The organism is Streptomyces sp. NPDC002181, assembly GCF_042890485.1.
Classification (GTDB): domain Bacteria; phylum Actinomycetota; class Actinomycetes; order Streptomycetales; family Streptomycetaceae; genus Streptomyces.
The window spans coordinates 218,166-234,814 of the sequence record NZ_JBIASC010000007.1 but is presented as its reverse complement, the minus strand read 5'-3'; the positions used below and the strand labels follow the sequence as shown (position 1 = coordinate 234,814).

The 16,649-nt window shown below is 73.1% G+C and carries 18 protein-coding genes; 6 read left to right on the top strand and 12 right to left on the bottom strand.

What is annotated here, in order from left to right:
* Positions 1-177: 177 nt before the first annotated feature.
* The gene (locus ACFYXV_RS19715; protein ID WP_389383605.1) at positions 178-1,113 is read right to left on the bottom strand and encodes a LysR family transcriptional regulator; all 936 of its coding nucleotides are present in this window, start codon (positions 1,111-1,113) and stop codon (positions 178-180) included.
* Between the two features lie 134 nt (positions 1,114-1,247).
* Between ACFYXV_RS19715 and ACFYXV_RS19710 the strand changes: the two genes are divergently transcribed.
* Genes ACFYXV_RS19710 through ACFYXV_RS19700 form a run of 3 tightly spaced genes read left to right on the top strand, consistent with a single transcriptional unit; the run spans position 1,248 to position 3,983 of the window.
* Positions 1,248-2,489: an MFS transporter gene (locus ACFYXV_RS19710; RefSeq protein ID WP_389383604.1), complete on the top strand. Its 1,242-nt coding sequence runs from the start codon at positions 1,248-1,250 to the stop codon at positions 2,487-2,489.
* A gap of 54 nt (positions 2,490-2,543) precedes the next feature.
* Positions 2,544-3,125 carry a TetR/AcrR family transcriptional regulator gene (locus tag ACFYXV_RS19705; RefSeq protein ID WP_389383603.1) on the top strand — a complete coding sequence of 194 codons (582 nt, stop codon included), beginning with the start codon at positions 2,544-2,546 and terminating at the stop codon, positions 3,123-3,125.
* Positions 3,126-3,164: 39 nt separating this feature from the next.
* Positions 3,165-3,983, top strand: coding sequence for a M15 family metallopeptidase (locus tag ACFYXV_RS19700; RefSeq protein ID WP_389383602.1), 819 nt, complete (start codon positions 3,165-3,167; stop codon positions 3,981-3,983).
* 92 nt (positions 3,984-4,075) lie between these two features.
* On the opposite strand, the gene ACFYXV_RS19695 is transcribed toward ACFYXV_RS19700, so the two are convergent.
* A complete protein-coding gene (locus tag ACFYXV_RS19695) occupies positions 4,076-4,720 on the bottom strand; it encodes a CatB-related O-acetyltransferase (protein WP_385470114.1) in 645 nt (214 codons plus the stop codon).
* Between the two features lie 127 nt (positions 4,721-4,847).
* On the opposite strand from ACFYXV_RS19695, the gene ACFYXV_RS19690 reads away from it, so the two are divergent.
* Positions 4,848-5,237 carry a DUF4258 domain-containing protein gene (locus ACFYXV_RS19690; protein ID WP_385470116.1) on the top strand — a complete coding sequence of 130 codons (390 nt, stop codon included), beginning with the start codon at positions 4,848-4,850 and terminating at the stop codon, positions 5,235-5,237.
* Positions 5,238-5,407: 170 nt separating this feature from the next.
* A complete protein-coding gene (locus tag ACFYXV_RS19685) occupies positions 5,408-6,187 on the top strand; it encodes an alpha/beta fold hydrolase (RefSeq protein ID WP_389383601.1) in 780 nt (259 codons plus the stop codon).
* A 66-nt stretch (positions 6,188-6,253) separates the two neighbouring features.
* On the opposite strand, the gene ACFYXV_RS19680 is transcribed toward ACFYXV_RS19685, so the two are convergent.
* From ACFYXV_RS19680 to ACFYXV_RS19640, 9 genes are all read right to left on the bottom strand, one after another.
* Complete coding sequence (locus tag ACFYXV_RS19680; RefSeq protein WP_389383669.1) at positions 6,254-7,024, bottom strand: MFS transporter; 771 nt, start codon at positions 7,022-7,024, stop codon at positions 6,254-6,256.
* 8 nt (positions 7,025-7,032) lie between these two features.
* Positions 7,033-7,584, bottom strand: a complete 552-nt coding sequence (locus ACFYXV_RS19675; protein WP_385470120.1) for a nuclear transport factor 2 family protein — start codon at positions 7,582-7,584, stop codon at positions 7,033-7,035.
* A gap of 226 nt (positions 7,585-7,810) precedes the next feature.
* Positions 7,811-10,141 carry a serine hydrolase gene (locus ACFYXV_RS19670; RefSeq protein ID WP_389383600.1) on the bottom strand — a complete coding sequence of 777 codons (2,331 nt, stop codon included), beginning with the start codon at positions 10,139-10,141 and terminating at the stop codon, positions 7,811-7,813.
* A 180-nt stretch (positions 10,142-10,321) separates the two neighbouring features.
* On the bottom strand, positions 10,322-11,359 hold the full coding sequence (locus ACFYXV_RS19665; protein ID WP_389383599.1) for an FUSC family protein: 1,038 nt from the start codon (positions 11,357-11,359) through the stop codon (positions 10,322-10,324).
* 157 nt (positions 11,360-11,516) lie between these two features.
* Positions 11,517-12,326, bottom strand: a complete 810-nt coding sequence (locus tag ACFYXV_RS19660; RefSeq protein ID WP_389383598.1) for a class I SAM-dependent methyltransferase — start codon at positions 12,324-12,326, stop codon at positions 11,517-11,519.
* Positions 12,327-12,433: 107 nt separating this feature from the next.
* A complete protein-coding gene (locus ACFYXV_RS19655) occupies positions 12,434-13,645 on the bottom strand; it encodes an FAD-dependent monooxygenase (RefSeq protein ID WP_385470128.1) in 1,212 nt (403 codons plus the stop codon).
* The gene (locus tag ACFYXV_RS19650; protein WP_389383597.1) at positions 13,642-14,247 is read right to left on the bottom strand and encodes a chorismate pyruvate-lyase family protein; all 606 of its coding nucleotides are present in this window, start codon (positions 14,245-14,247) and stop codon (positions 13,642-13,644) included. Before ACFYXV_RS19650 ends, ACFYXV_RS19655 begins: the two co-directional genes overlap by 4 nt.
* Before the next feature lie 106 nt (positions 14,248-14,353).
* Positions 14,354-15,136 carry an AAA family ATPase gene (locus tag ACFYXV_RS19645; RefSeq protein WP_389383596.1) on the bottom strand — a complete coding sequence of 261 codons (783 nt, stop codon included), beginning with the start codon at positions 15,134-15,136 and terminating at the stop codon, positions 14,354-14,356.
* 62 nt (positions 15,137-15,198) lie between these two features.
* Positions 15,199-15,633, bottom strand: a complete 435-nt coding sequence (locus ACFYXV_RS19640) for a hypothetical protein (protein ID WP_389383595.1) — start codon at positions 15,631-15,633, stop codon at positions 15,199-15,201.
* 261 nt (positions 15,634-15,894) lie between these two features.
* On the opposite strand from ACFYXV_RS19640, the gene ACFYXV_RS19635 reads away from it, so the two are divergent.
* Complete coding sequence (locus ACFYXV_RS19635) at positions 15,895-16,038, top strand: hypothetical protein (RefSeq protein ID WP_389383594.1); 144 nt, start codon at positions 15,895-15,897, stop codon at positions 16,036-16,038.
* A gap of 64 nt (positions 16,039-16,102) precedes the next feature.
* Here the strand turns inward: ACFYXV_RS19635 and ACFYXV_RS19630 are convergent, their stop codons facing one another.
* Positions 16,103-16,555: a nuclear transport factor 2 family protein gene (locus ACFYXV_RS19630; protein WP_385470138.1), complete on the bottom strand. Its 453-nt coding sequence runs from the start codon at positions 16,553-16,555 to the stop codon at positions 16,103-16,105.
* Between the last annotated feature and the right edge of the window lie 94 nt (positions 16,556-16,649).

Genomic DNA, 16,649 nt, shown 5'->3' with positions numbered 1-16,649 from the left:
CTCACCCGAATCACCCGAATCACCCGAATCACCCGAATCACCCGGCTCGCGTGCCGGGCTCACCGTGCTCGGCTTGGGCGTCCTCGCCACGGTCGGCGCGCTCGGCGCCGTCGGCGCCGTCGCGCTGCTGCGTACGCGCAACGGCAGGCGATGACCGGACCCGGTCGCCGGCGGGTTTCAGTGCGGGCGCACCCAGTCCGGCGTCCAGGTTCCGCCGGCTTCGGGGGCGGCCGTCGTGCCGGCCAGGAAGGCGCGGAGGGCGGACAGCGCCGGGTGGGGGTTGTCGCGGTGCCACAGGAGTGAGTGCGGGTACACGGGCGTCGGGCCGGTCACCAGAATACGGCGCAGGCCGTGACCGGCGGGCCAGACGAGGCGGGTGTGTCCGCCCATGAAGGTGGCCAGGGCAGGGGTGTCGGCGACGGTGTCGAGGAGCGCGTCGGAACCGAAGTTGGGGCCGGTCGCCTCGATGGTGAGGCCGAACTCGGCGACGAGGTCCTCGTAGTAGGCGGCCCACTCGGTACCGGGGACGATGCCGGGCATCCAGATGCGGTGCCCGGCGAGCTCGGCGAGGGGCACCGACCGGGCGCCCGCGAGCGCGTGGGCGGGGCCGGTGAGGAGCTGGAGCGGCTCGTCGAGGACCCGTACGGACTCGATGTCCTCGGGGAGGGGCCGGCCGGGCGCGGCGACGGCGCGGAAGGAGGCGTCGATCTCGCCGGAGCGGATGGCGGCGACGGCCGTCTCGATGTCGAACAGCATGAGCACGTCGAGCTCGACGTCCGGGTGCGCCTGGTGGAAGGCGCGCATCAGGCCCGAGGCCGCACCGCGCGAGGCGATGATGTCGACGCGCAGCGGGCGGCGGCCGGTGCGCACGGAGGCGGTGGCGCGCTCGGCGACGCGCAGCAGTTCGCGGGCGTGGGGGAGGAACGCCTGCCCGTCGATGGTGAGCTCGGCGCCGCGCGGGGTGCGGGTGAACAGCCGTACTCCGAGGCTGCGTTCCAGTGCGGCGATGCGCTTGGAGACGGCCTGCTGGGTGACCGCCAGCTCGGCGGCCGCCTCCTGGAACCGGCCCGTGTCGGCGGCGGCGACGAAGGTCCGGACGGTGTCGAGGTCCATACCGGGATCCTAGGGCGTACAACCACGGGTTGTGGATGTCGGCCCTTCGGTTGTTTGATCCGAGGTCGTGCCGCTCGCTTTGATGGCTCCGTACGCGGATCGGTTGTACGGAGGACTGGCGGAGGGCGGCGGGCGTGGGGAGCGGGCACCGGCTGGGGCGGGCGTTCGGATGGCTCTGGTGGGCGTACGGGACCAGCGCGCTCGGCACGTGGCTCGCCTTCGGCGCGCTGCCGCTGATCGCCATCCGGGTGCTGGACGCCGGACCGGCCGAGGTGGCCGCGCTCGCCTCCGTGGGGGCGGCGGTGGGCGCCGCGGTGGCGGTGCCGCTCGGCCCGTGGGTGGAGTTCCGCCGCAAGCGGCCGGTGCTGATCGCGATGGACCTCGTACGGGGCGCGGCGCTGCTGACGGTCCCCGCCGCGTTCGCGCTCGGCGTGCTCACCTTCGTTCAGCTCCTGCTGGTCTCGGTCGTCGTCGCGGCGGCCGACATCACCTTCCGCGCCGCCTCCGGCGCGTACCTGAAGACGCTGCTGCCGGCCGGGGACCTGCTCGTCGCGAACGCCCGTTTCGAGTCCACGGCCTGGACGACCACGATCATCGGCCCGCCGCTGGGCGGCGCCGCGATCGGGCTCCTCGGCCCGGTGGTGACGGTGGCGGCCGACGCGGTCAGCCACCTGCTCTCGGCCCTGGGCATCCGGGCGATCGGCGGGCACGAGCCGCCGCCCGCGGAGCGCCCGGGGGGCGGGGCGCGCCTGCGGGCCGGGGAGCTGCTCGACGGCTGGCGGTACGTCCTCGCCGACGCCGTGCTGCGGCCGCTGTTCTTCAACACCGCCTTGTTCAACGGGCTGGTGATGGCCGTCCAGCCGCTGCTGGCCGTCCTGATGGTCGGCCGGCTCGGGTTCGCGCCGTGGCAGTACGGCCTCGCCTTCGCCCTGCCCTCGATCGGCGGGCTGCTCGGTTCGCGGCTCGCCGGACCGCTGGTGGCGCGGTTCGGGCAGCGGGAGGTCCTGGCCCGGGCCGGGGCGCTGCGTGCTCTGTGGCCCGTGGGCCTGGCGTTCGTGGGGCCGGGGACCGGGGGCCTGGTGCTGGTGATGGGCGTCGAATTCGGGCTGATCCTCTGCTGCGGGGTCTTCAACCCCGTCCAGGCCACCTGCCGCCTGCGGCTCACGGCCGCCGACCAGGTCACCCGTACGCTGTCCGCCTGGGCGGTGACCACCAAGGCCTCGACCGCGCTGCTGACCGCCGTGTGGGGGGTGCTGGGTACGCTGCTCGGCCCGCGCACGGCGATCGCCCTGGCCGGCGTACTGCTGCTGACGACCCCGCTGCTGCTGCCCCGCCGTCCGGCTGTTCCGAGCGCCGCCGAGCCGCCGCTCGTGTGACGCGGCCGCATATGATTCCCGGGGCCCGGACGGGCCCGAGACCGAGGAGGACCTGTGGCCCAGCGCCCGGAGCGCGCGGACGCCCAGCGCAACCGAGAAGCCGTCCTGGCTGCCGCCGATGCCCTTTTCGCCGCCAGCAGCAGCCCCCGCGGCGTGTCGATGGACGACATCGCGGCGGCCGCGGGCGTGGGCAAGGGGACCCTCTTCCGCCGCTTCGGCGACCGCGCCGGCCTCATCGGCGCCGTGATCGCCTCCCGCCTCGAACCCCTGAACCAGGCCGTGCGGGAGGCCCGGGACGAGGCCGGTTCCTCGCCCCGGGAACGGGTGCTGAAGCTCCTTGACGCCTCGCTGCGGTTCAAGATCGAGAACCGGCATCTGATGGTGGCCGCGGAGGACGCGGGGGTCAGCAGCCCCTACCGGGCCGGGCACTACGGCTGGTGGCACGCGACGCTGCGCGCGGAACTGGAGCAGGTGCCCGGCGTCCGCAACGCGGATTTCACCGCGCACGCGCTGCTGGCCGCGATCCGCGCCGACCTCGTGACCCACCTGATCGAGGAGCAGAAGACGACACCGGAGGGTCTGCGTTCCTCACTCGCGGCTTACGTGGACAACGTACTGGGCACCGCTCCGGCGTAGGCCGATCCAGGCCTGGAACCGGAAACCGGAACGGAAGCCATGAAGAAGCGAACGCCCACGCTCGTCACCGCCGGTGCAGTACTGGTCCTGGGGTCCCTGGGGTCCCTGGGGTCCCTGGGGTCCCTCACCCCGGTCGCGCACGCCGCGCCGGCGTCGAAGGCTCCGGCCGATTTCGTCGCGCTGTCCTCCGTCGACCCCTCGATCATCCAGGACATGCGCTATGCCACGAAGGTCAACTTCATCGGGCGGCGCATCGACGGCTACCGAGAGCCCCTGTGCATTCTCACCAGGCCGGCCGCCGAGGCGCTGCACCGGGCACAGGCGGAGCTGCTGCCGCGGGGCTATTCGCTGAAGGTGTACGACTGCTACCGGCCGCAGCGGGCCGTCGACCACTTCGCGCGGTGGGCGAAGGACCTCGATGACGAGCGGATGAAGGCGGAGTTCTACCCGCGGGTCGCCAAGGACCGGCTGTTCGCGGACGGCTACATCGCGGAGAAGTCCGGCCACAGCAGGGGCAGCACGGTGGACCTGACGATCGTCGAGCTGGGATCCCCCGGAGCGGTGGGCGGACCGGCGCGACCCGTCCGGCCCTGTTACGCGCCGCAGGGCGAGCGGCGGCCCGACGACTCCGTGGACATGGGGACCGGGTTCGACTGCTTCGACACCCTCGCGCACACCGACGACCCGCGGATCGAGGGCGTCCAGAGGGCGAACCGGCAGTTCCTGAAGGGCACCCTGGCGGGCGAGGGCTTCGTCAACCTGCCCGAGGAGTGGTGGCACTTCACGTACAAGCCCGAGACGTACCCCGACACGTACTTCGACTTCCCCGTGGCGCATCGATCGGTGGCCGGGCACTGATGCGGACGTGGTCCACGCGGTCCGGACCCGGGCCGGGTCCGGAACGGGTCCGGAACGGGTCCGGTCCGGCCCCAGGCCGGATCCGGGCCGGCTCAGGTGCGTGGTGCGGCCTCTTCGAGGTCCTTGACGCTGCCGGACATGACGGTCCGGACGTGTGCGGTGAGGTGCTCCGCGGGCCAGTCCCACCATGCGAGGGCGAGCAGGCGCGCGACGTCGTCCTCGTCGTAGCGGGTACGGATGAGCCGGGCCGGGTTGCCGCCGACGACGCCGTAGTCGGGGACGTCGTCGACGACGACGGCCCCGGAGGCGATGATCGCGCCGTGGCCGATGCGCACGCCGGGCATCACCATGGTGCCGTAGCCGAACCAGACGTCGTTGCCGACGACGGTGTCCCCCTTGCCCGGCAGTCCGGTGAGCAGGTCGAAGTGCTCGGCCCAGGAGCCGCCCATGACGGGGAAGGGGAACGTGGAGGGGCCGTCCATGCGGTGGTTGGCCCCGTTCATGATGAACCGCACGCCGGTGCCCAGCGCGCAGTACTTCCCGATGACCAGCTTCTCCGGACCGTAGTGGTAGAGGACGTTGCGGGTCTCGAACGCCGTCGGGTCGTCCGGGTCGTCGTAGTACGAGTACTCCCCCACCTCGATCAGCGGCGAGGTCACCAGCGGCTTGAGCAGCACCACGCGCGGCTGGTCCGGGAACGGGTGGAGGACGGTCGGGTCTGCGGGAACACGATCCATGGCCCCCACTCTCGCATCCCCGATGGCTGCCGTTGATCCTCTGCTGATCACACGTGGACCGCCGCCGGGCACCTTTGTGCCCAGCGGCCGGCCGGCCGCGCGCACAGCACCCGGAAGAGGAACCACCGTGAACACCTCGAAGCGCCTTCGGCTCCTGGCCCTCGGCCTCGTCACCTCCGCCGTGATGGGGATCTCCGGCCCCGCGATGGCCGCCACGACCACCGCGGGCCCGCCCGTCCGCGGCGGACACGAAGTGGCCAACCGCTGCTACTCGGATGTCGCGCCGAGCTCCTACGACCGCATCACCCAGCACGCCCGCGAGCGCATGAACGAGCGCAAGGTGACCGACGAGGACATCCAGAAGGTCGTCAGGCTCGGTGCCAAGAAGGCCTCGTGCCAGCAGAACGGGAACTGGCGCTACATGCTCGGGCTCTCCAGCGGCGGCGAACTGGTGGTCATCGTCGGTCTCGGCGAAGGCGGCTGGAACGTCGTCACCGTCTTCTGGAACGGCGAGTAACAGCCGTCGGCGGATCGGCCCGGCGACACTGCCGGGAGCGTGCTGTTCCGCTGCCGGCGGCTTCGTCGCCGGCAGCGAGACCGGCACCCTGCTCCAGGAGACGCGGGGGTTCACCACGATGGCCGGCGCCGCGCGCTCTCAAGACGGCGTGGCGCTGGCAGAGTGGGGCCATGGCGCACGCTGAAATCCATGGAGCCGAGCTGTATTACGAGACGGCCGGCGAGGGGGACGCAGTCGTCCTGATCCATGGCTGGGGAGCAAGCCTGCGGGTCTGGGACCGTGTCATCACCGACCTCTCGGCCGATCATCACCTGATTGCCTACGACTGGCGCGGCTGCGGGCGCAGCGACCGCACCTCGTGGGGCAACACCATCGTGCAGAACGCAGCGGACCTTCGGACGCTCGTCGACCGTCTGGGCCTGGAACGGCCTGTTCTTGTCGGCAGTTCGGTGGGCAGTTTGTTCGCGTGCCAGGCGGCACGTACGGACGGGGGTCGATTCAGCGGCATCGTGGTCATCGACGGACCGGGCCACTGGGCCCATGTGAGACCCGAGCCGCTGCGCGGCCTGCTCGGCTCGATGGCCGCAGACCGGGCCGCGGCCATCGCCGGATTCACCGACAGCCTGTACACCCGGCACTCTTCCGAGGCTCTGCGAACGTGGACGGCACGTCAGATCCTTGACGCCTCCCCGCACATCGACAACCTCATGGAGGAGCAGATCGCCTGCGACCCGCGCGAGTGGCTGGCCGACATTGCCGTTCCCCTGACGTACATCCACGGCTCACTCGACTCCGCTGTCCCGGTGGACGTTCCGCAAGAGCTCGCCGCACTCACCGGCAGCACGCTCACCGTCATCCCCGACGCCGGCCACCTGCCCCACCAGGAACGCCCCCTGGAAGTCGCCACCGCGATCCGCACCTTCGTAGCCGGACTCCGACTGTCTGGTTGAGAACCCGAGTCTTGGCAATGGGGAAGCGTGACCTGCTCCGAAGCCCGGCGTCGGGGCGCGAGCCGGTCAGGACCGTCCGGGGTGTTCCGTGTGGGCGGGGAGCCATCGTGCGGTCGCGGCGGCTGTGAGGAGGTAGAGGGCGGCGGCGGCGGTTGCTGCGACGTGGTGCAGGCCGGCGGTGAAGGCGGCGGCGTTGGCGAGGAGGGCCATGCCCCAGCCGAAACGTCCGCCCTCGATCAACGTCGGGGTGCAGCCGGTGAGGGTGAGCGCGCCCAGGAGGGTGCCGGGGATGTCCAGCCGTCTTGCCGTGGCTCCGCGGCTGGGCGGGACCGTCCTGAGTACCGGGTAGAGGGCGGCGGCGATGATGGGCAGATTGATCAGGAAGACCCGTCTCCAGCCGGGCCCGGCGACCAGCAGACCACCCAGCAGGGGGCCGAGCGGCAGGGAAAGTCCTGCGACCGCGGCCCAGATGCCGATGGCCTTGGCCCGCTCCGTCTTCTCCGGGTAGGCGTGCGTGATGACGGCGAGCGTCGCCGGCAGCCGGGCCGCCGCCCCAACGCCCTGCACGGCCCGTGCTGCGATCAGGACGCCGGCTGTCGGGGCGAACCCGCAAACGGCTGAGCCCAGGCCGAAAATGGCCAGACCCCACAGGACCAGGCGGCGGTGGCCGTAACGGTCGCCGAGAGCACCTCCGGCAAGCAGCAGCGAGGCGAACGGGACGGCGTGGCCGTCCACCACCCACTGCAGGCCGCTGACCGAGGTGCCCGGATCGGCCCCGATCGTGGGCAGCGCCACGTTCACGACCGTCACGTCCAGCTGCACCAGGAACGGCCCGATGCACGCGCTCAGGGGGTGGGCGGGGTCCAGTCGGCGGGGAGGCCGGACTGGGCGAGGACCGCGGCCAGGCTGTACCGGTCCTCGTCGGAGGCGATCCGGCAGTGGTCCGGGTCGAGTTCGAGCACGGTGGTCATCGGCACGGCGAAGGGCTTGGGAGCGCCCTTGAGGTGGCCCGAGTAGACGGAACGGACGGTGACGCGGTCGCCTTCGACGCGGGTGGCGCGGATGCTGACCTGGACGTTGTCGATCATGCTGTCGGCGCGCGCCTTCCATCCCGCGATCTCCTTCCGGCCGCGGAAGGTGACGCCCACGGCTTCGTCGGTGTAGACGCCGTCGGCGGTGAACAGGGCGCCGAGTGCCCGGGGTTCGGTGCCGTTCCAGGCACGGGCCCATGCGGCGACGATCCCCGGCGACGCACGCCGGGCGGTGTCCTGCGGGGCGTGGGCTGCGGTGGCCGTGCCGGTGGCTGAGGCGGAGGCCGAGGCGGTGGCGGCGGCGGTGGCGGAGAGGGCTGCCGTGGCGGTCAGGACGGACAGGGTGCGGATCACGCGGGACGTCATGGCGGATGTTCCTCCGGTGGGGTGGGGGCGCCGCCCGGTCGGCGGCGTCCCTGGCCCACAGGCTCGTACCGGTCGGTGTCCACTCTCCAGGCCCTGCGGGGGCCGGGGCTGTCCAGCACTGCCCGCCCCTGTCCACAGAACGCCCCCCGGGGGCGGGCGAGCGACGCCGATGCCCGGTACGGGATGTCTTCCGTACCGGGCATCGGTGTCGCGGGGGCGCCGTGGGTCAGCGCAGGCGGGTGACCCGGGTGGTGAAGGAGGGCTCGGCCAGGCTGGTTCCGAGCGCCACGGGGACGCTCTTCGCGCCCTCCCCCGTACCGACCGTCAGGGAGCCGACCTCGGTGCCGGCCTTCGCGGCGTGCGGGGTCCCGGAGGCGCCCGGGTTCAGGGTGAGCTTCAGCTGCTGGCCCGGTACGCCGATCACGTTCAGGTCCTTCGTGGCGACCAGCGGGGTACGGCCGCCGAGGCCGTCGTCCACGTGGCCGACCGTCTGGCCCTTGCGGACTACCGGCGCCGCGTCGAGCGCCTGCCGCACCGACTCGATGATCTTCTTGCTGTTGGCCAGGACGAGCTTCAGGCTGTTCTCGCCGTTGAGGTCCGGGCCGTCCGCGTGCTGGTCCATGAGCGTGCCGAGGATCAGCGGGGTCTCGTCACCGACCGACTTGTACGCCGCCCACATCAGCGTGCCGCCCGCGGGGGTGCTGGAGCCGGTCTTGATGCCGCGGATGCTCAGGCCGTTGGCCGAGAGCAGGGTGTTGTTGTTGATGAGCGCCTTGGACACCCCCTTGATCTCTTCCCTCGGCAGCGCGACCACCGAACGGAACGCCTCGTCCTTCATCACGGCCTCGGCCAGCTTCAGCTGGTCTGCGGCCGTGCTGACGGTCGCGGAGTCCAGACCGCTGGGGTCCGTGTACGTGGTGTTCTCCATGCCGAGTTCCTTGGCCGCGGCGTTCATCTTCGCGACGAAGGCCGCCTCGGAGTCGGCGCCGGCGTCCCAGCGCGCCAGCAGCCGGGCCACGTTGTTGCCCGACGGGATCATGAGCATCTTCAGCATGTCCTGCTGGCTGAACTTCGTACCGGCGACGAGCCCCTCGACCCGGGACTCGTTGTCCGAGTTGCCGTCCGCCACCGCCTTCGCGTCGACCTCGATCTGGGGGCCGGCCTCGCCCTTGCGGAGCGGGTGGCCCTTGAGGATCACGTAGGCCGTCATCACCTTGGCGACGCTCGCGGTCGGGACGGGCTTCTGCTCGCCGAAGCTGCCGATGTCGCCGGTGCCGGGGACGCGTACGGCGCCCTGGCCCTTGGCGGGCCAGGGTACGGAGAACTGTCCGTCGAGGGTGTGCGTCTGCTCGGCCGCGACGATCCGGGGGGCGGGCAGCGGGCGCAGCAGCTGCCCGCCGATGGCCGCGCCGGCGAGGAGCAGGAGTATCGGGGTCCAGATCTTCACGCGCCGCACGGCGGTGCGGCGCGGGGTCTCGGGCGGGGGCGGGTTGTTGGTGAGCTCGGCCAGCAGATCGAGCGGGGGCCGCGGCGGAACCGGCACCTCACGGGTGGGCTCGACGACGCCGGGCGGCACGGCGGACCCGGCGGGGGCGGCCGGGGTCGGATGTACGGCCCGGGGGGCGGCCGGGGTGCGGACCGAGGTACGGCCCGGGGGCGCGGGCGGGGTCCGCTCCGGGGCCGGGGCAGGGGCCGGGGCCGAAGTCGTGCCCGGGGTGGGGTTCTTCGGTACGGCGCGCGGCCAGGGGGACTTCTCCGCCGGGGCGTCCAGGTCCTTCAGGGCCACGAACTGGCTGGTGCGCTCCGCGTCGGTCTCGTCGTCCCGTGCCCAGGACGGCACCGGCCGGTCCTCCGGGTCCGCGTCGGCGTCCGTGCCCGCGTCGGCGTCCGGACCCGCGTCGGCGTCCGGACCCGCGTCGGCGGACTCCTCGGGCGCCTCGTCATCCTGCTCGGGCGCGTCTTCCTCCCGGCCGTCACCGCCGGCCGTCGCGGTGGACTCGGCCGGCTCCCCGTCCGTGACCGCCGCCCGGGGATCGGCCACCTTCCCGCCGGCTTCCTCGGCCTCGGAGTCGTTCTCGGCCTCCACCGCCTCGGGTGCGTGCCTGGCCTCCGTCTTCGCCGCCGGCTCGGCCGGGGCGTCCTCGTCTTCGGAGCCGGCTTCCGCCGCGGCGTCGGCCTCGGCCTCGGTCTCGGTCTCGGCGTCCGCGGCAGCCACGGGTTCGGCCGACGCGTCCTCCTCGGGCGCATCCTCCTCGGGCGCGGTCTCCCGGGTGCTGTCCGCCTCAGGGGCGGTGTCGGGCTCGGGCTCCGGCTCGTCCTCCGACTCCTGCTCCGGCTCCTGCTCCGGCTCCGGCTCCGGCTCGGCCTCCGACTCCTGATCCGGCCCCGGCTCGGCCTCCGCCGCCGGCTCGGCCGGGGTCTCGGGCTCCGGGTGTTCCGCGGTGTTCGAGCCGTCGGCCTCGGGAGGCGTGCTCTGCGTTCCCGGGAGCTCCGTCCCCTCCGCCTCCGCAGACTTCGGAGTGTCCGGGGAACCGCCCGCCACCGCTACCGCCTTCATTCCTGCCCCGCCTTGCACTCACCCCCGGCCGACCCGGCCGGTTCTTGCCGATTCCGTCAGGCGGGGCCTCCGCAGAAGCCCCGCTGACCGGCTAGATGTACGCGGTTCCCCGTCCGTTCCCGGAACCCGATCCTGTGACAGTCCGGTCATACTCCGGGCGGTCGGGGTCGTTCGTACGGTTCACACCGGCGGTGTCCCGCCGTGCGGGGCCTGGTCGGCGAGGGCCTCGTGGGTCAGCTGGAGCCCCGCGCGCAGTACGGCCTCGTGCCCGGCGGGGTGGGCCGCGCGGTGGGCCAGGTCGAGGGCGCGGGCCCGGTCGAGCTCCGCGGTGAAGTCCTCGCCGCGCAGCCCGTCGTCGAGGGCGGCGGCGGTCGCCCGGACGAGCGGCGCGAGGGCGCGCAGGGCGGGCTCGGGGGCGCCGGACGCGCAGCGGGAACGCTCGCGCAGTTCCTCGTTGAAGTACTGGAGGGTGAGGGCGGTCCGGACCGCGAGCACCAGCCGCCCGTCCAGTCCGTCGGGCGGCAGCCGGCCCGCCCGGCGGCCCGGCACCGGCCGGCCGGCCGCCGCCCGTTCGAAGGCGTCCCGCGCGGCCTGCGGCCGCAGCCACATCCGCGCCTGCTCGGGCAGCGCCGACGGGCCCTGCGTCACCAGGCCGCGCTCCAGCCGGCCGGCGATCCCGTCGAGCAGCTCCCGTACGTCGGCCCGGTAGCCGTCCAGCCCGGACGCGGCCGACCGGTACGGGTCCGGCGGCCACAGCAGCGGCCCGAGCAGTACGACCACGGCGATGCCGACGAGGCTCTCCTCCAGGCGGGCCAGCGGGTATCCGGGGACGGCGGTGGCGTACACCATGAGGGCCGTGATGAGCACCTGCTGGTTGGGCGCGCCGGGCCGGCCCATCAGGTACATGCCCGCGCAGCCGGTGACCAGTACGGCGGGGAAGGACCAGGCCGGGTCCTGCAGCCAGTGCAGTACGACGGTGCTCAGCACCACGCCCACGACCACCCCGGCCAGCCGTTCCCACCCCATGCGCGGCCAGGCGTACACGTCTTCGCGCAGGATCAGCACCGCCGGCAGCGCGGCGGGCACCGGCACCGTGCTCGTGCCCCACCACCGGCACAGGTACCAGGACACCGCGGCGCACAGGACCACACGCGCCCCGGCCCGCAGCCGCACACTCGGCCGCCAGGCGGCGTACGCGACACCAAACGAACCGGACATGCCGGACATCGTAGGCGCTCGGCCCCATGCCTCCGCCGACATCGCTCCGGCCGGCCGGCCCGGCCCGGCGCCGGCGCGTCACCGGGGGACGGCTAGGTCGTCGTCGGAGCTCCGCCGGTGACGCGCCGTCATCGGTACGCCCTCCAGAGCCTGTTCCTCAAGGTCTGGCCTCCTGCGTCCCGTTCCATGCGGTCAGCTGGAAGAGCCGCGCGGTGTGCATGTAGGGCGGACGTGCACTGGTGGCGAGCTCCAGCCGCTCAAGGTCGGCGTAGAACTCCGGGTCGTACTTTCGCGCGTCGTCGGTGATGTAGTCACAGAAGCTGCGGATGCCGTAGTGCTGCACGTCGAGACAGCCGAGGTTTTGAAGAAGAGGGGTGATCTCCTCGGCCGTATGGAGCGTCAGCGTTGAATCGAACATCTGGGTCCGGAGGTGATCGGTGCCGAGCGCGGCCAGCGCGGCGGCCGGGTCCATCTCGCGAACGGCGACGTTCAGGGCCGCCGAGTGCCGGTTGATCGCCATCACCGAGAACAGCCCGCCGCGCTTCAGCGGAGCGAGAACGGTGGCGAGTGTGCCCGGCACGTCGTCCACGTACTGGAGGAGGTTGTGGCACAGGACCACGTCGAACTCCCCGTCGGCGAGCTCGGCGGGCAGAGCGGTCACGTCGGCCTGCACGCAGGTGATCAGCTCCGTCAGACCCGCCGCCGAGGCCCGCTCGGTCGCGGCAGCGAGCATGGCGGGCGCATGGTCGACGATGGTGACGTGGTGCCCGCGGCCGGCGAGGCGCATGGCGTCGCCGCCGTCGCCGCCGGCAACGTCGAGTACGCGCAGTGGCCCGCCACCCAGGCCGTCGATGTGACGGGCCAGGTTCGCCTCGGCGATCGCGTAGCGCAGGCGGCCCCAGGGGGCGTCCTGCCATTGCTGCCAGGTGGTCATCGCGGCGTTGAACTTCTCCGGAGCTTCAGACATCTGGTGACGATAGCTCGAACAGCGTCCCGCACCGGCCCGGCGCCGGCGGGCCCCTGGGCTCAAAGAACCAGCGGCCCGCCACCCGCTGCGAGACAACAGGGAACGGGCTAAGGGGCCGGCACCTGTCCGGGGCGGAGGTGGCCCGCCCCGCCGTAGGCGCGGGCGAAGGACTCGCCCTCCCGGCCCGGAGCCGCCAGGCGGGCCACCCGTTCGCGGCGCAGCCGCAGGCCGAAGGCGGACTCCGCCGCGTCTCCCGGCGGCAGGTGCAGCAGGTCCAGCAGCCGGTCGGAGAACTCCTGCGTCGTCCACGCGGCCTGGTGGCGGCGCCGGTCGTAGCCGGCCAGGGCCTCCTCGTCGACGGCGCCGGCGCGGTCGCGGCCCAGCAGGGTGTCCGCGAGATCGGCGACGTCGGCCACCGCCAGGTTGAGCCCCTTGGCCCCCGAGGGCGTCAGCACGTGCGCCGCGTCCCCGGCCAGCAGCAGCCGGCCGGCCCGTACGTGCTCGCGGACCCGGCCGCGCAGCCGCAGCATGCCGACCTCGGTCACCGCGCCCGGCTCGGGGTCCCCCGCCGCCAACTGCAGGCGCAGCGACAGCTGCTCGCGGATGCGCGCCTCGGTCCAGTGCGCGAGATCGGCCTCCGGCGGCACCTGGAGGTAGAAGCGGGCCAGCCGGGGCGTGCGCGGCATCATCCCGGCGAAACCCGCCTCGTGGAGCGCGTACCGGATGCCGTCCACGGGACGGTCCACCTCGGCGAGTACGGTCAGCCAGTCGTACGGGTACCGCCGTTCGACGGCTCCGGCGGCGTCGGCGGGGAACGCCCGGGCGACCGTGCTGCGCGGGCCGTCGCAGCCCACGACGTACTCGGCCTCCAAGGCGTCGTCCGGGCAGCGGACGAGCGGGCGGGGGCCCGAGGTGTCCACTTCGAGGGCGGGGCAGTCGAACCGGACCACGCCGCCGGCGCGTTCGTACGAGGCGATCAGGTCGCGCACGAGGAACTGCTGCGGGTACACCCAGTGTCCGGCTCCGCCGGAGAGGTCCCCGTAGGGGATGCGGATCCGCTCCCCGAGGCAGACGAACTCGCACCAGTCGTGCCGGCCGCCCTCGGCCAGCAGCCGGTCGGCGAGCCCGTGCGCGCGCAGGTACTCGACGACCCGGTGTTCGATCAGGCCCGCCCGGGCCTGCTGTTCGACCTCGGACCGGCTGGAGCGTTCCCGGATCTCGACCGGGACGCCGGCCCGGTGCAGCACGTTGGCCAGGACCAGTCCGGCCGGTCCGGCGCCGACGATGGCCACCTGTACGTGGCGGCGGGGCGCGGTCACGACCGGCCCGCCGGGGCCAGGGGGGCGCGCAGGGCGGCGGGGACGACGTCCGGGTTGAACAGCTCGGTGATGGTGGCCAGCGGCTGCTCGTCGTGCCACAGGAGGTACGCCTTGTAGGCCGCGGGCACGCCTCCCCAGGTGTGCAGGCCGACTTCGACTATGGTGCGGCGCCATCCCGTTCCGACGGCCTGGAGCATCCGGCCGATCGGCGCCGTCGGGTCGGTGAGGCACTGTTCGGCAGCCGCCGACAGGCTGGGCCGGGCCAGGACCACGTTGCGGGAGAGGTCCGTCCCGTCCGAGGCCGCCAGTACGGAGCGCCGCTCCAGCAGGACCTCGTCGGGCCCGGCCTTCAGCAGCTCCGCCGTGCCCGCGGGAGCCTCGCAGGCACTGACGGGGCGGTGGCTCATGCGGCGGACCGAGACGGCGGAGCCGACCCACGCCTCCAGCAGGGGCGTGGTCAGCCCGTCGGTGCCGAGCAGCAGCCGCGTACAGGTGTGGGCGAACCGGTCGAGCTCTTCGCCGGTCTCCCCGGTTCCGGTGGCGGCGAAGCCGTCCGGGAGGGCTTCGGGGGACCGTGGGGATGGCAGCGTGAGCGTGGGCATGGCACCTCAGGTCAGTGTGTGGGAGGACGTGGGCGTGATCACGATTCTGGTACGCCGCCTCCGCCTGCCGGCAGGTGCCCCCCCCTTCCCGATCGCCCAACTCCCTTCAGAGGGAGGGAAATCGCTCCCTCTCGGCCGGTAGGCGCGGCTCCGCTTCTGCTCGATCCGCTGCGGGACCGACCGCCTGGGGCTCGGTGGCCGTGTGCGGCGCCGGGGGTGGGGGCGGGGTGAATTCGACGGCCGACAGGCGTTCGCGGGAGACGTGGTCGAGCAGGACCACCGAAGCCGCTTCCCGAACGGCGGCCGGGCCGTCGAGGCGGAGGGTTTCGAGGAGTCGGGCCAGGCCCCGCCGGTGGCGGGCGAACACGCGGCGCGAGGCCCAGCGGGCCCGCGCCCGCTGGCCGGCCAGCGCCTCGGCGGCTCCGACGTCCAGCAGGACGACGTGCAGTTCACGGCCGCGGCGCCCCGCCGTCCAGGAGAGCCATCGCCGCATCCAGGTCCGGCTGCCGCAGTCGTGGACCAGCAGCGGCCCCCCGGAGCGGACTGCGGCGTACAGCCGATGGAAGTGGCGCAGCCGCGCCCACGGGCGGTACACCGCGTACGGCAGCCATGCGGGCATGACCGTCTCGCAGGCGACGTGGGAGGCCCGGGGGTCGACGACGGGCGCCACGGCCGACCAGCGGCGGAGCAGGGTGCTCTTGCCGCTGCCCGGCAGTCCGGACACCACCACCACGGCGCCCGCCGGGTACGACATCAGGACCGGTCCGCCACCCTGTCCCCGCAGGTCCACCAGCCCGCGCGGGGACATCACCGGTGGGGCCGGCGCCCCGGCGCCTGCGCCGACGGCCTTCGCCCGGTCCCTCACGTCCACGGCGAACACGCCGCTCACCCCTCCCTGTGTGCACCCGACAGGGAGCAATCGCCGTACGTCTGGCCCGTGCGAAGGGCCGCTCACGCCTCCCTGCGGCGGCGCCGGGCCGCGAACACGATCGCGACGACGACGGCAATGACGAGCAGGACGACGAGCACGGTTCCGATGAGAGCGGCGGTGCCCAACTTCTTGAAGAAGCTCTTCTTCTTGCTCTTCTTGCTCTTCTTGTCCTTGCCCTTGTCCTTCTTCTTGTCGCTGTCGACGAGGGTGGCGGAGTCGGCGGCCGAGTGCCGGAGACCGGCGGGGGGCGCAAGGGCCGGTGCGCCCTGGGGCGCGAGCAGCACCGCGGCCGCCGGTGCGGTCAGGGCCTGGGCTTGGGTCTGGGTCCGGACCTGGGCTTGGGCCTGGGCTTGGGCCTGGGCCTGGGCCTGGGCCTGGGCCTGGGCCTGCGGGCTCAGCAGCAGTCCGGCCAGCACGAGTACTGGTATGGCACGGGAGATCCGGCGACTGTTCACTTGCTTCTTCTCCTCTGGCCCGTTGTTGCGTCCACGATCATCGCAGGCCGGTCCGCCGCCCTTTACAGCGGGCTTACATCCATCCGGCGCCGAGACGAGCATCCCGCCGCGCCACCCTCACGTCCATGCCGGCGGGGGAACCGGCCCCGGCCGCCGACAGTGTCTGTGACCGCAGGCATGGGCCGGGGGACACGGGGTGGGCATGGGTACGAGGATCCATCGTCCGGGGCGGCCGGAGGACCTTCCGGACGCGGCCCTGCTGTGGGCGCGCTGGGCCGCGTTCGCCGTGGCGACCCGGGACGCCGAGGGATCGAGTGCGTCTACTGGTTCGAGGACGGTTCCTGGCACCGCGCCCCGTACCCCGACGACCTCGCCGCGATGACCGCCCTGGTGCGCTGGAGCTGACGGCCGCCGCGGCCCGCCCCGGCCCGGCGGCCGCGGCCGGGACCGCGGCCGCCGGGCCGGGGGCCTACTCCTCCCGCTGCCCTGCCTCCAGCGCCTGCACCAGTCGGGGCAGGTGGCCGCCCGCCATGACGAGGGCCAGGTGGTCGTGGTAGTCCCGGCTGGAGACGATCAGACCGTCGCGGACGCGCAGGACCTGGATGTTGGCGGCCTCGAAGGTCCGTCCGGTCACCCGGTGGCGGACCTTGTAGTCCCACTCGGCGACGACCACCTCCGGGTCGTCGGTCTCCCGTACCACGACGTTCTCCGGGGTCAGTTCCACGGGCGAACCGGCCGCTACCGCCGCGAAGCGCTCCTCGACCACGGCGCGGCCCTCGAACCGGCGCGGCCCGACCGGCTCGAAGACGGTCTCCACCACGGCGTCCTCGGCATAGAGCTCGGCCAGCTCCGAGTACCGCCCCTCCCCTATACGCTCCAGCAGCGTCCGGGAAACCTCTCGCGGTGACAGCGTTTTGGGCATGGTCGACCTCCGGTGGGATCGGTCACTAGAATCGGACTAGCGGCTCCGTTTTCGACGATACGGACTGGCGACTCCGGTTGTCCAGTGATCCGCC

Coding starts and splice junctions, on each gene's coding strand:
- ACFYXV_RS19715 (WP_389383605.1), bottom strand. CDS start 1,113: ATGGACCTCGACACCGTCCGGACCTTCGTCGCCGCCGCCGACACGGGC.
- ACFYXV_RS19700 (WP_389383602.1), top strand. CDS start 3,165: ATGAAGAAGCGAACGCCCACGCTCGTCACCGCCGGTGCAGTACTGGTC.
- ACFYXV_RS19695 (WP_385470114.1), bottom strand. CDS start 4,720: ATGGATCGTGTTCCCGCAGACCCGACCGTCCTCCACCCGTTCCCGGAC.
- ACFYXV_RS19685 (WP_389383601.1), top strand. CDS start 5,408: ATGGCGCACGCTGAAATCCATGGAGCCGAGCTGTATTACGAGACGGCC.
- ACFYXV_RS19675 (WP_385470120.1), bottom strand. CDS start 7,584: ATGACGTCCCGCGTGATCCGCACCCTGTCCGTCCTGACCGCCACGGCA.
- ACFYXV_RS19670 (WP_389383600.1), bottom strand. CDS start 10,141: ATGAAGGCGGTAGCGGTGGCGGGCGGTTCCCCGGACACTCCGAAGTCT.
- ACFYXV_RS19665 (WP_389383599.1), bottom strand. CDS start 11,359: ATGTCCGGTTCGTTTGGTGTCGCGTACGCCGCCTGGCGGCCGAGTGTG.
- ACFYXV_RS19660 (WP_389383598.1), bottom strand. CDS start 12,326: ATGTCTGAAGCTCCGGAGAAGTTCAACGCCGCGATGACCACCTGGCAG.
- ACFYXV_RS19650 (WP_389383597.1), bottom strand. CDS start 14,247: ATGCCCACGCTCACGCTGCCATCCCCACGGTCCCCCGAAGCCCTCCCG.
- ACFYXV_RS19630 (WP_385470138.1), bottom strand. CDS start 16,555: ATGCCCAAAACGCTGTCACCGCGAGAGGTTTCCCGGACGCTGCTGGAG.